The sequence below is a fragment of the Nonomuraea cavernae genome, from assembly GCF_040655715.1.
In the GTDB taxonomy this organism is placed as follows: domain Bacteria; phylum Actinomycetota; class Actinomycetes; order Streptosporangiales; family Streptosporangiaceae; genus Nonomuraea; species Nonomuraea cavernae_A.
Map to the genome: position 1 here is coordinate 93656 of NZ_JBFAKL010000025.1, position 12269 is coordinate 105924.

At 71.2% G+C, this 12269-nt stretch carries 11 protein-coding genes; 7 read left to right on the forward strand and 4 right to left on the reverse strand.

What is annotated here, in order from left to right:
- The first annotated feature begins 7 nt into the window (after positions 1 to 7).
- From AB0I38_RS30505 to AB0I38_RS30530, 6 genes are all read left to right on the forward strand, one after another.
- Positions 8 to 1228: a CaiB/BaiF CoA transferase family protein gene (locus AB0I38_RS30505; protein ID WP_358486192.1), complete on the forward strand. Its 1221-nt coding sequence runs from the start codon at positions 8 to 10 to the stop codon at positions 1226 to 1228.
- A 50-nt stretch (positions 1229 to 1278) separates the two neighbouring features.
- Positions 1279 to 1701: a PAS domain-containing protein gene (locus AB0I38_RS30510; protein WP_358486194.1), complete on the forward strand. Its 423-nt coding sequence runs from the start codon at positions 1279 to 1281 to the stop codon at positions 1699 to 1701.
- Positions 1701 to 2252, forward strand: a complete 552-nt coding sequence (locus AB0I38_RS30515; RefSeq protein ID WP_358486196.1) for a hypothetical protein — start codon at positions 1701 to 1703, stop codon at positions 2250 to 2252. The genes AB0I38_RS30510 and AB0I38_RS30515 overlap by 1 nt, the downstream gene beginning before the upstream one ends.
- 209 nt (positions 2253 to 2461) lie before the next feature.
- Positions 2462 to 5962, forward strand: coding sequence for an indolepyruvate ferredoxin oxidoreductase family protein (locus tag AB0I38_RS30520; RefSeq protein WP_358486198.1), 3501 nt, complete (start codon positions 2462 to 2464; stop codon positions 5960 to 5962).
- Positions 5963 to 6157: 195 nt separating this feature from the next.
- Complete coding sequence (locus AB0I38_RS30525) at positions 6158 to 7378, forward strand: cytochrome P450 (protein WP_358486206.1); 1221 nt, start codon at positions 6158 to 6160, stop codon at positions 7376 to 7378.
- Between the two features lie 50 nt (positions 7379 to 7428).
- Positions 7429 to 7647: a ferredoxin gene (locus AB0I38_RS30530; RefSeq protein WP_358486214.1), complete on the forward strand. Its 219-nt coding sequence runs from the start codon at positions 7429 to 7431 to the stop codon at positions 7645 to 7647.
- A 159-nt stretch (positions 7648 to 7806) separates the two neighbouring features.
- Here the strand turns inward: AB0I38_RS30530 and AB0I38_RS30535 are convergent, their stop codons facing one another.
- The 4 genes from AB0I38_RS30535 to AB0I38_RS30550 form a co-directional block, all read right to left on the reverse strand.
- Complete coding sequence (locus AB0I38_RS30535) at positions 7807 to 8490, reverse strand: SDR family NAD(P)-dependent oxidoreductase (protein ID WP_358486220.1); 684 nt, start codon at positions 8488 to 8490, stop codon at positions 7807 to 7809.
- A gap of 80 nt (positions 8491 to 8570) precedes the next feature.
- Positions 8571 to 9368 (reverse strand): sugar phosphate isomerase/epimerase family protein, encoded by a 798-nt coding sequence (locus tag AB0I38_RS30540; protein ID WP_358486226.1) that lies wholly within the window; start codon positions 9366 to 9368, stop codon positions 8571 to 8573.
- A gap of 306 nt (positions 9369 to 9674) precedes the next feature.
- The gene (locus AB0I38_RS30545; protein WP_358486234.1) at positions 9675 to 10310 is read right to left on the reverse strand and encodes a GyrI-like domain-containing protein; all 636 of its coding nucleotides are present in this window, start codon (positions 10308 to 10310) and stop codon (positions 9675 to 9677) included.
- Positions 10294 to 10827 carry a PadR family transcriptional regulator gene (locus AB0I38_RS30550; RefSeq protein ID WP_358486241.1) on the reverse strand — a complete coding sequence of 178 codons (534 nt, stop codon included), beginning with the start codon at positions 10825 to 10827 and terminating at the stop codon, positions 10294 to 10296. Before AB0I38_RS30550 ends, AB0I38_RS30545 begins: the two co-directional genes overlap by 17 nt.
- A gap of 209 nt (positions 10828 to 11036) precedes the next feature.
- On the opposite strand from AB0I38_RS30550, the gene AB0I38_RS30555 reads away from it, so the two are divergent.
- Positions 11037 to 12251, forward strand: coding sequence for an ABC transporter substrate-binding protein (locus tag AB0I38_RS30555; RefSeq protein ID WP_358486245.1), 1215 nt, complete (start codon positions 11037 to 11039; stop codon positions 12249 to 12251).
- Positions 12252 to 12269: the final 18 nt, after the last annotated feature.

Sequence of the window (12269 nt, forward strand, 5' to 3'; positions counted from 1 at the left end):
CAAGCAGGTGAACGAGCAGATGAAAACGGGGCCGCTCGACGGCATCCGGGTGCTCGAACTGGGCACGATGTACGCCGCGCCCACGGCCGGACGCATGCTGCGCGACTTCGGCGCCCAGGTCATCAAGGTGGAGGATCCGTCGACCGGCGACTTCGCCCGGCACTGGACGCCGCAGAAGGACGGACTGTCCCTCGGGTTCACCCGTCTCAACGCCGGAAAGCGCTCGGTCGGCATCGACCTGCGGACCGATGAGGGCCGTGGGCTGGTGCGCCGGCTCGCGGCCTCCGTCGACGTCGTCATCGAGTCGTTCCGCCCGGGGCGCCTGGAGGCCTGGGGCCTCGGCTACGAGGCGCTGTCGCAGGACAACCCGGGGCTGATCCTGACGCGGGTGTCCGGGTTCGGGCAGACCGGCCCCTACCGGGAACGGCCCGGTTTCGGGACCGTCGCCGAGACGGCCAGTGGGTTCGCCTTCATCAACGGCTGGCCCGACACGCCTCCCACCTCGCCGCCGTTCGGGTTCGCCGACTCGATCGCGGGGATCTCCGCCGCGATGGGCACGGCGATGGCGCTGTTCAAGAGAGAGCGCGCCGGCACCGGAGAGGTCGTCGACGTCGCGCTCTACGAGCCCCTGCTGTTCATTTTGGGCGACCTGGTCCTGAAGTACCAGGCCACCGGGGAGATCCAGAGACGTGAGGGCAACGGCACCGGGTCCGCCTCGCCGCGCGGCATCTACCAGGCGTCCGATGGCCGCTGGCTGTCCATCGCGGCGTCCAACCAGGGCATCGCCAAGCGGCTGTTCGACGCCATGGGCCGCCCGGAGCTGATCGAGGATCCGCGCTTCGCGACCAACGCCGACCGGATGGCCAACAACGAGGCCGTCCAGGCGGAGGTGACCGCCTGGGTCGCGTCCCGTCCGCGTGACGAGATCCTCGCCGTCCTGGACACGTTCGAGGTGGTGTCCGCGCCGGTCAACGACGCGAGCGACGTCCTGGCCGATCCGCACTTCCGGGAGCGGACGCTGGTGGAGCTGACGGGCAACTCCATCCTGGGGTCGGTCCTGATGCCGGGGCCCGTCCTGCACCTGGCCGGCTATGAGGGACCCGTCTACGAGGGGGTCCCCGCCATCGGCGAGCACACCAGGGAGGTGCTGGCGGACGTGCTCAAGCTGACGGAGGCCGAGCTCGACGCGCTGGCCGAACGGCGGGTGACGGCGCCGGCCTCCGCGTAGCGGGGCTCACGAGGCGTCAGCCGGACGCGGGCGGTGTCGTGTGATCCGGTATGAGGGCCGACGGGGCCGGCAACTCGGTCTTCGTCAAGACCTCCGGGTTCTCCCTCGATGAGCTCGTCGGCGCCCCGCACCGCATCGTGCGTCACCCCGGCATGCCGGCCGGGGTCTTCATGGCGCTGTGGGAACGCCTGCTCGCCGGGCGTCCGGCAGGGGCCTACATGCAGAACCTGGCCAAGGACGGCAGCCACTACTGGGTCTTCGCCACCATGACCCCCTCCGCGGGAGGCTTCCTCTCGGTCCGGATGGCGCCCCGGGCCGAGCTGCTCGAACGGGTCAAGGACGTGTACGAGCGTGTCGCCGAGGTCGAGTCCGAGGCGGCCGAACGCCCTGGGACGAAGCGCCGCGAAGTCCCCAGGAGGCCTCCGAGCTGGTCGCCGACACCGCGCCGGTGCTGTCCAACGTCGCCCGGGTGATGGCAAAGCCGACCCGCACCGCCGTGACCACGCTGGAGCGACTGGTGTCCAGGCTCACCGAGCTGCGCTCGAACGTCACGGATCTGCGGCTCGGGATCGCGCTGGCGAGCCTGCACAACGACATGGTCGCCGCGTTCGCCGCCGAGGTCGTGGACGGCGTCGCGCCGCGGACCGCGCTGCACGATGTGCCTCTGCTCTGCGATGCCATGCGGGGCAGCGTGCTGGAGATGTCGGCCAGGGCACAGTGGGTCAACCTGACACTCCGTGAGATCCTTTCCGAGATCGCCGAGGCGAACGATCGGCTGGAGGAGTTCCGCCTGTTCCTCGGGCAGTGGCGGATCCTCTTCATGCGTCACCGGGCCGAGGACGCCATCGGCGGCCTGATCCGCCCGATCGACGAGGAGTTCGCCGCGAGCCAGGGCGGCATGGACATGCTGGACGCCCTGGGCAATGAGCTGGAGGCGTCAGCCGTCCCGTTCGACGTCGCGGCGCTTGAAGCCCATCTCGCCAAGATCCGCACCGAGGCCATCCGCTCCCGCGACGCCTCCTGAGGCTGCCCGGGGGCTTGCCGAGGGCGCGATCAGGAGCTCCGCGCCGAGCCGGTCGATGCTGGTCGCTGTGCTCACCTGTCATCGCTCGCGGTGGGCGCTGACTGCGCAGCATGCTCAAAATTCCGGAAGAACGTTGACTAGCTGGATGCTCAAACCGCACATTAGCGCACAAATAAGTCAGCTATCTCAGCTTGATGAAAGAGGGCGCCGTGACCCAGACCGCCGAGCCCGTCGCCGGTGCGGAGCCCCGGATCAGTCTCGCCGACCGCTACCGCCCGGGAGCCCGTCGCGTGCTGCTGACGGGCGTCCAGGCCGTCGCCCGGTTGATCGCCGAGCAGCACGAGCGCGATGGACGGGCCGGCCTGCGCACCGCCACCTTCGTGTCCGGATACCAGGGCAGCCCGCTGGCCGGGCTCGACAAGACGCTCGCGGGCCTGAAGTCCCTGCGCGAGGAGCATGACCTGCGCCTGCTGCCCGGTCTCAACGAGGAACTGGGCGCGACGGCCGTCTGGGGCAGCCAGACCACGCTGCCCGCCGGGCGGCGGACCCATGACGGCGTCGTCGGCATCTGGTACGGCAAGGGCCCCGGCGTCGACCGGTCGGGCGACGCGATCCGCCACGCCTCCACCTACGGCGTCGACCCGCGCGGCGGGGTGCTGGCCCTGGCGGGCGACGATCCCGCGTCGTCGTCGTCCACGCTGCCGTGCGTCAGCGAGCGCGCGCTGGCCGCGATGGGGCTGCCGGTGCTCTACCCGCGCGACGCCGGAGAGCTCGTCACCCTCGGGCTGTACGGCATCGCGCTGTCCCGGGCCTCCGGCTGCTGGGTCGGCGTCAAGGTGGTCAGCGGTGTCGCGGACGGGATCTTCACCGTCGACCGCGACTTCGCCGGCCTGCGGATCGAGATCCCGCCGATCGAGTGGGAGGGGCGGCCCTGGACCTACCGGCAGCGCACCCTGCTCTCGCCGACCGACAGCCTGCTCGCCGAGGACGACCTGTTCGGCCCCAGGTGGGCGATGGTCGAGGCGTTCGGCGCCGCCAACCCGCTGGACGTGGTCGAGATCGACCCCGCGGACGCCTGGCTCGGGATCGCGGCGCCCGGGGCGACGTACGACGCGGTGCGGCAGGCCCTGCTCGACCTCGGCCTGGACGACGGAGCTCTGGAACGGGCCGGGATCCGGCTCCTGCGCATCGGCATGCCGTACCCGCTCGGGGCGGCCACCCTGCGGTCGTTCGCGCGCGGACTGCGCCGGATCGTCGTCGTGGAGGAGAAGACCGCCTTCGTGGAGAGCCAGGTGCGCGACCTCCTGTACGGCTCGCCCGGCGCGCCGGAGGTGCTGGGGAAGCGCGACGCCGACGGCAGGGCGCTGGTGCCCGCCGGCGGACTGCTGACCGCGGACCGGCTGGCCGGACCGCTGCGCCGGCTGCTCACCGGCCGGGTCGAGCTGGCGCCGCCCCCGCCGGCGCCCCGGATGACGCTCAGCCTGACCCCGGTGGCCGCCCGCAAGCCGTACTTCTGCAGCGGCTGCCCGCACAACCGGTCGACGGTGCTGCCCGAGGGGTCGCTGGGCGCCGGCGGCATCGGCTGCCACACCATGGTCACGATCGCCGACCGTGAGACCTCGCACGTCACGTCGCTGACGCAGATGGGCGGTGAGGGTGTCCAGTGGCTGGGGCAGGCGCAGTTCACCGACGTGCCGCACATCTTCCAGAACGTCGGCGACGGCACCTTCTTCCACTCCGGACAGCTCGCGCTGCAGGCCTGCGTGGCGGCCGGGGCGAACATCACCTACAAGATCCTCTACAACCAGGTCGTCGCGATGACCGGCGCACAGGACCCCCAGGGCGGCCTGAGCGTCCCGGCGCTGACCCGCAAACTGCACGCCGAGGGCGTGTCGCGGATCATCGTCTGCTCCGAGCAGCCGCGCGGCTACGCCAGGCGGGACCGGTTCGCGCCCGGAACCCTCGTCTGGCACCGTGACCGGCTCGACGAGGCGCAGCGGCTGCTGCGCGACGTCCCGGGCGTCACCGTGCTGATCTTCGACCAGCAGTGCGCGGCCGAGGCCAGGCGGCTGCGCAAGCGCGGCGCGCTCGCCGAGCGCGGCGAGCGCGTGGTCATCAACGAGAGCGTCTGCGAGGGGTGCGGCGACTGCGGCGTGCAGAGCAACTGCCTGTCCGTGCAGCCCGTCGACACCGAGCTGGGCCGCAAGACCCGGATCGACCAGACCTCCTGCAACACCGACTACACCTGCCTGCGGGGAGACTGCCCGTCGTTCGTCACGGTGCGGACCGGCGCGTCCCGCACAGGCGCCTCCGGCGCGCGGCCCGAGCCCCCGGCGGTGCCCGACCCCGCCCTGCCCGTGGCGAGCCCGACGTTCGACGTGTTCCTGGCCGGGATCGGCGGCACCGGCATCGTGACGGTCAACGCCGTCCTCGCCACCGCCGCGCTGCACGACGGGCTGCGCGGCACCGGTCTCGACCAGACCGGCCTGTCGCAGAAGGCCGGCCCGGTGACGTCACATCTGCGGCTCTCGACCGGCGACGGTGAGCCGGCCAACCGGGTCGGCGCCGGCCGGGCCGACACGGTGCTGGCGTTCGATCTGCTCGTGGCCACCGCCACCGGACACCTGGCCCTGGGCGATCCCGGCCGGACCGTCGCGATCGTCTCGACCAGCCGGACGCCGACGGGGGAGATGGTGTACGACCCCGGCGTCACCTACCCGGACACCGAGCCGATGCTGGCCCGGCTGCGGGGCGCCACGTCCACGCTGCACGAGCTGGACGCGCTGGGTGCGGCCGAGGCGCTGTTCGGCTCCACCGACGTGGCCAACCTGCTGGTCGTCGGCGCCGCGTTCCAGGCCGGGGCGCTGCCGCTGACCGCGCGGGCCATCGAGGGGGCGATCGCGCTCAACGGGGTGAAGGTCGATCTCAACACCGCGGCCTTCCGCTGGGGCCGGGTCAGCGTGGCCGACCCCGCCGCGTTCACGCGCGCCGTCTCGGAGGGCTCCGGCGGGCCCGCGCGGCCGGCCGTACCCGACGGGGCGGAGTTCCTGACCGGCAGGCCGATGCGGGGCGAGACCGCCCGGCTCACGGGCATCAGGGCGGCGGAGCTCCGCGCGCACTCCGGCGCCGCAGCGGCCCGGCGCTACGCCGGCCTCGTCGAGGCCGCGTGGACGGCGGAGCGGGCCGTGGGCGAGGCCACGGCCTTCGGCGAGGCCGTGGCCCGGGGCGCGCACCGGCTGTGGGCCTACAAGGACGAGTACGAGGTCGCCCGGCTGCTCACCCACCCCGCCATGGAGGCGGCGGTCGCCGCGCAGGCGCCGGGCGCCACGAAGGCGACCTACAACCTGCACCCGCCGATGCTGCGGTCGATGGGGGTCGGCCGCAAGCTCAAGCTGGGTCCCTGGTTCCGGCCGGTGCTGCGCGGGCTGGCGAGGGGCCGCGTGCTGAGGGGCACGCCGCTGGACCCGTTCGGATACGCGCGCGTCCGCCGGGTCGAGCGCGCGCTGGCGGCCGAGTACGAGGCCGTGGTCACCGAGCTGGCGCGGACGCTCGACGCCGAGGGCCACGACCGGGCGGTGGCCGTCGCCGAGTCCGCCGAGCTGGTGCGCGGCTACGAGGGCGTCAAGCTGGCGAACGTCGAGCGCTACCGGGAGCGGCGCGCCGAGCTGGGCGTCCCGCTCGGCGACGAGGTGCTGCGGCTGCTGCGCTGACCACGGCTTTCGGCGCCGGCCCGGTGGCGGATTTCGCCCCCACCAGGGTCATTAGTGTCAAGGGTTCTAACCACCCTTGTGCGCAGCATTCCGCGCCTGCCCGCGATCTTTAGGGTTAACCGCTGAGAAAGTATTGACGTGAGTGTTCTACCGACTACATGCTGAACGCCAGGCCCGATCCGGAGGAAGTCGCGCATGATCACCCCTGAAGCCAGCGTCGCCACGTTCACCATCAGCAGCTTCGAGGCGGCCAAGGACGTATACCGCCAGAAGGACCTGAGGCAGGCGCTGTACGACGAGGGAGAGGTCGTCATGAGCGACGTCCTGGTCAACCTGCACGGCGCCGAGCACCGCAAACGCCGCCGGGTCGAGAACCGCATCTTCCGCCGCGAGACCTTCGACCACTACGAGCGCGACCTGTTCCCCAAGGTGACGGAGCGGACCCTGGCGCCGTACGTCGTCAAGGGCGGCGTCGACCTGGTGCACCTGGGTCACGAGCTGATGCTCAACCTGGCCGCGCTGACCGCCGGGATCGACCGGCCGGAGGGCACCGCGGAGGAGACCCAGCGGCTCTACGACTACATGCAGTGGTTCATCAAGGGCGCGACGCTCGCGCACTCCACCGAGGACAAGCAGGCCCTGGCCGCCAGGATCAGCCAGGCCCTCGACGAGTGGGACGAGGAGTTCCTCCAGCCGTCCATCTCCCGGCGGAAGGAGGCGCTGGCGGCGCTGGAGGCGGGTGAGATCACCGAGAACGACCTGCCGAAGGACGTTCTCATGACGCTGCTGCGCGGCAACGCCGAGCTCGACCTGCCCGCCTACGTGCTGCGGCGCGAGATCGCCTTCTTCCTGCTGGCCGGCGCGCACACCAGCGCCACCGCGTTCGTACGGTCCATCGACCACATCCTGGGCTGGCTGGCCGACCACCCCGAGGACGCCGGGCGCGTCGCCACCGACCCCCTGTTCGTGCAGCGGTGCGTCCACGAGACCGTCCGGCTCAACCCCTCCAGCCCCGTCGGCATGAGGTGGGCGCTGGCTCCCGTGTCGCTCAAGTCCGGAACGGAGATCCCGGAGGGCGCCAAGGTCATCATCGACCTGCAGGCCGTCAACCGCGACCCCGAGGTGTTCGGGCCCGACGCCGCGGACTTCAACCCCTACCGCGAGCTGCCGGCGGGCGTCGGCCCGTTCGGCCTGTCGTTCGCCGCCGGCATCCACGTGTGCATCGGGCAGGACCTGGCGGCCGGCGTGGTGCCGCGTACGGACACCGACCCCGGCACCCACCTGTTCGGCCTCGTGCCCGGCGCGGTGCAGTATCTGTTCAACCAGGGAGTCCGGCGCGACCCGGCGAATCCGCCGCAGCGCGACGCCCACACGCAGCGCCCGTACTGGGGCACCTACCCGGCCCTGCTGGGCTGAGCGGGCACCGGGCGGGCATAGAGTTCGGCAGCGATCAGGTGAGGGAGCAGATGGGTTTCGAGGTACGGGTCGACAAGGACGTCTGCATCAGCTCGGGCAAGTGCGTCGCGGACGCGCCGGCGGCCTTCCGGTTCGACGACGACGAGATCGCCGAGCCCGTGGCCGGCGTGAGCGCGCTCGGCGACGACCATCTCGTCGAGATCGCGCGGAGCTGCCCGTCCGGCGCCATCCAGGTGTTCGACCAGGGGGTCGAGGTCACGCTCGACTGAACTCGGCCGAGCGCGTCGGCGGGTCGAGGTCACGCACGACTGAGCTCGGCCGAGCGCGCCGGCGCGGCCCGCGCCGGCGTCGCTCAGCAGGTCACGATCACCTTGCGGCCCGGGACGTCCGCGTCCGCCGCGAACGCGAACGCGAAGGCGGCGCCCACGTCAGCTCGCCGTCCATCCGCCGTCGACCGGCAGCAGGACCCCGTTGACGTACGACGCGGCGTCGGACAGCAGGAACGCGGCCACGGTGGCGATCTCCTCCGGCTCCCCGGCCCGGCCCGCCGGCACACGGGACATCAGCCAGGCCGTCTGGCCGGGATCGCCCAGCCGGTCGGCGGTCATCGGGGTGCGGATGACGCCGGGGGCGATGGCGTTCACCCGCGCGCCGACCGGGGCCAGCTCCACGGCGGCCGCCCGCGTCATGGCGGCGATCGCCCCCTTGGCGGCCACATAGTGGATCTGCCCGGCGACGGCGTTCGTGGCCACGACGGAGGCGATGTTGACCACCGCGCCGGTGCGCCGTTCGGCCGCCCAGCGCCGCGCCATGCCCCGGATGCCGAGGAACGTGCCGACGACGTGCACGTCGAGCATCCGGTGGAACTCCACCAGGTCCAGGTCGGCGATGTCGACCCGGCTGCGGATCCCGGCGCAGTTCACCAGGCCGTCGAGCGGGCCCGCCGCGTCGAGCGCCCGCTCCCACGCGGTCTCGTCGGTCGTGTCGAGGACCAGCCCGCCCTCGGGCGGGCGGAGGTCGGCCGGGATGGCGGTCCACCCGGTGTCGTTCAGGTGGCGGCAGACCGCCGCGCCGATCCCCGACCCGCCACCGGTCACGAGAACTCTTGCCATGACACTCCTTACCTCGTCTTACCTCGTCCTGGATCGTCGTCCGTGATCGTCGAGCAGGATCGTTGAGCTAGATCGTTGAGCTAGATCGCCGAGCGGCCCGGCCGGCCGGCGGACGCCAGCACCCGGCGGGTGCCGGCGAGCAGGTGCCTGGCCCTGGAGAGGTGGTCCGACCGGGCGGTGAGCCGGTCGGACTGCACCTCGACGCTGAGCGGGACGGCGGGACCCACCTGGGCCAGCAGCCGGCTGAGGGGCAGCGCGCCCTCGCCGGGGGCCAGGCGGTCGTGCCTCGCCTCCCAGGACAGCGCGTCGAGCCCCTGCGGCGCGTGCGCCGGCGCGTCGCAGAGCTGCACGTATCCGATGCGTTCCGCCGGGACGGCCGCGAGATCCTCCGGTGGCTCCCCGGCCCGGTGCAGGTGCAGCGCGTCCACGACCACGACGGCGTCGGCCAGGCCGTTCCCGTCCAGCAGGGCGAGCGCGGCGGCCAGGGTTGGCACACCGGTGAACCGCATGAATTCAAGGGCGATCCGGGTGGTATGGCCCCGCGCCGCCTCGTGGAGCCGGGTCAGGCCGGCCGCCGTGGCGGCCTCGTCCCGGTGCTCGCTCACGGTCAGCAGGAACCTGGCGCCGAGTGCCTCGGCCAGGTCGAGCAGCCGCCGCTGGTCGTCCAGGTGACTGTCCGGGCGCAGCCGCACCACCTCGACGTCGAGCACCGCCAGCCCGCTGTCGTCGGCCTGGCGGCGCAGCCGCGCCGCCTCGGCCAGGCTGACGGACGCCGGGTCGACCCGCAGTCCCGCCGCGTCGTACCCGGCGCTGCTCGCCGCCTGGAGGACCTGCGCGGGACCGGCATCCAGTACGGTTCCCGCCGCGAGTGAGATCACCCTGGTGACGCCCTTCGATCGGCTGGCCGCCAGCCACGACGGCGCGTCATAGTCGATAGCTCTTTACCGTCGTGGCCCATCGTCCAGGGGTTATGCGCCGGGCGGCAGGTGAGGACTCCGATCCGTCCTGCTGTCACCAGTCCTCCATGTCGACGAGGGGACGCCCGCGCCGCGGCCTCGTTACGGCCTGATGCGTTTCGGGCGATCGAGCGTCACTAGGACCCTAGCGCCGGAAGTTTCGTACGGCTAGCCTTCGCCGGACAGACGGTGCCGCCGAGCGCGGCCGGCCTCTCGCTGCGGACCTGCCTATTCCGCTGGAACGGCAGCCGCGCTGACCGGTTGCCTGAGGATGGTGCGCCGCTTCTCGGGTGCGGTCTTGCGAAAGTCGCTGAGGTAGATCTCGTGATGCTTGCCCACCATGTGCAACCCGTTGTCCGGGATGAACTCGTGATGCATCCGCGCCAGCACGCCGGCCTCGTCGTCGAACGAACCGACATGCAACGTCTGCACGCAGCGCCCCTCGGACAAGGACTCCAGACGGACGTCATCAAGGCGTGCCGGCCCGTTCTTGGCCCCGGCCCGCTCGACGGCAGTGGTGAACATGCTCTCGTCCACCCAGTCCGGAACCATGATCATCAAGGTCCAGTCCCAGCGAGACTTGTCACGTGAGGCCGTGAACGCGTCCATGTCACCGGCCCACCACAGACCTTCCAGGGGCATGACGACGTAGTCGCGGTCAAGGTCTCGTTTGCTGGCGAACTTCAGCTTGTAGGCCACCGGATAGAGCGCTTCGACCGCGTCGGAGAAGGCCACCGAGGTGTTCGGGTCACCATGGCCATCGATCATGAGGTATCGCAGATCGGGTACCTCCGTGATCTGGAACCGGCCTTGTTTCGCCTGGTAGGCGTCAATGCTCTTCTTGAAGTCAGCCTTGTTCGTCATCGGGCACCTGGGCTCGTTCGACGAGCCACGACCTTTCCGCCTCCAGGAGGCTCAGTGAGTACGAGAACACCTCGCGCGCCGGCGGCGGGAGGGGGGTTTGGGCTCGCTCGGCCGCCCGGACCGAGGCGATACGCTGCTCCACTCGCGCCAGCCTGACGCGTAGCGCCTGTGCGTAGTCCTCCTCCGTGAGCAGGGGCAGGTTCGCGAGGCCGACCAGAAGCGGGTGCGGAACCGGGCGAGGCGCCTCAATGAGGGCGAGCACGTTGCTCGCCGCGACCTCGCGTCCGGCGGGCGTGGAGTGGAAGACGCGGCGGGACTTCGCGGCGGCGGGAGCCTCCGGGACGTGGACCAAGCCTCGCTTCTCCAGCTTGGTGAGCAGGTAGTAGATCGAGGAGAACCCGATGTCGGTCCACTGCCGGATGCCGCGTTGCTCGATCTCCTGCTCCAGGTCATAGCCGTGCCGGGGCCGTTCGATGATCAAGCCCAGCACGGTCAGCTCGGACGGGGTCAACTCCATGGCCGTATTCTAGCACTAGAATAACAGGGAAGATCATGGTGAAGGCGCCGGCGCTCGGGGCTCGGCCGGGCCGCGTCTCAGGCGACTGGCTCACCACTCGATGGTGTGGTCGTCGTTAGGCTATTGACGACGCTCAGGCGAGCTTCATAGATTAACGGGACGTTGCGCGCGTAACACCAATTCCCCCCACGGCCCTTTCGGAGGACCGGATGGCTCGCAAGCCACACATGGTCGCAGCGGCACTCTTGGTCGCCGTACTCGCATCAGCCTGCGGAAACGTCTCCAGCGACGCCGGCGTGCCCGCCCGCTCGGGCGAGACGCCCCCAGGAATCACCACAGACGAGATCACACTCGGCGCTACCCTTCCCCTTACGGGCACGGCGGCGGTCGCCGGGCAGGGCCTCGAAGCCGGCTTGCGGATCGCCGCGGACGAGATCAACGCGGCCGGGGGGATCAACGGCCGCAAGGTCAAGCTCGTTCTGCTCGACGACGGCTTCACGCCCGACCGCGTCGTCACCAACGTGCGCCGCCTGGTCTCCCAGGAGAAGGTGTACGCGCTGGTCGCGCCGTCCGGCTCGCAGGGCCTGCCGGGCACGTGGTCCTTCATCGCCGACAACGGCACCCCGGTCTGGGGCCCGGTCTCCCCGGCCGACCCCAAGCAGCAGGAGGTCTACCTGCTGAGCGCCACCCGGGCGAGCCAGCAGCAGGTCGCGATCGACTACTTCGCCCAGCAGGGCTCCAAGAAGCTCGCGGTCATCAAACAGGACAACGACCTCGGCGTCTCCATGAAGCTGGCGCTCGACCTCCAGATGCCCAAGCACCCCGACGTGAAGATCGTGGCGAACGAGGACGTCCAGCCCGGCTCGACCGACGTCAGCTCGGCGGTGAACAAGGTCATCGCGGCCAAGCCCGAGGCGCTGCTGCTGGCGACCGACAACAACCAGGCCGCCCTGATCCTGCAGCACCTGCGCCAGCGCAACATCACCATCCCGGTCTTCGCCGACCAGGGCGGCGCCGGCACCGGCGGCACGAGCGCGGTGGGACCCGCCGGCGCCGCGGCCGAGGGCTTCATCGGCGGCATGCAGGCCGACGTCGTCTCGACCGACAACCCGAGCGTCGAGCACTGGCGCTCGCTCGCCAAGAAGTACCAGGGCCAGCAGGGCGAAAGCGGCTTCTCGCTGCAGACCTACAGCTTCCTGAAGGCCTTCGGCGAGCTGGTCAAGCGGCTGGGCGACGACGTCTCCTACGCCAACTTCAACAAGACCGCCGAGAGCCTGGCCGACAACCCGATCTCGCTGGGCTCCATCCCGGACATCGCCTGCGGCAAGCTGCCCGACGGCCACACCTGCGCACAGCAGGCGGGCCTGGCGGAGTTCAAGGACGGCAAGTGGACGGTCCTGCAGAAATTCACGCCGCCGAAGTAGGCCGCTCGGCCGGCCGGG

Excerpts from the sequence above, each read along its gene's own strand:
- AB0I38_RS30550 (WP_358486241.1), bottom strand. The coding sequence starts at position 10,827 with ATGGAGTTGACCCCGTCCGAGCTGACCGTGCTGGGCTTGATCATCGAA.
- AB0I38_RS30555 (WP_358486245.1), top strand. The coding sequence starts at position 11,037 with ATGGCTCGCAAGCCACACATGGTCGCAGCGGCACTCTTGGTCGCCGTA.
- AB0I38_RS30535 (WP_358486220.1), bottom strand. The coding sequence starts at position 8,490 with ATGGCAAGAGTTCTCGTGACCGGTGGCGGGTCGGGGATCGGCGCGGCG.
- AB0I38_RS30545 (WP_358486234.1), bottom strand. The coding sequence starts at position 10,310 with ATGACGAACAAGGCTGACTTCAAGAAGAGCATTGACGCCTACCAGGCG.
- AB0I38_RS30530 (WP_358486214.1), top strand. The coding sequence starts at position 7,429 with ATGGGTTTCGAGGTACGGGTCGACAAGGACGTCTGCATCAGCTCGGGC.
- AB0I38_RS30525 (WP_358486206.1), top strand. The coding sequence starts at position 6,158 with ATGATCACCCCTGAAGCCAGCGTCGCCACGTTCACCATCAGCAGCTTC.
- AB0I38_RS30515 (WP_358486196.1), top strand. The coding sequence starts at position 1,701 with ATGGCAAAGCCGACCCGCACCGCCGTGACCACGCTGGAGCGACTGGTG.
- AB0I38_RS30510 (WP_358486194.1), top strand. The coding sequence starts at position 1,279 with ATGAGGGCCGACGGGGCCGGCAACTCGGTCTTCGTCAAGACCTCCGGG.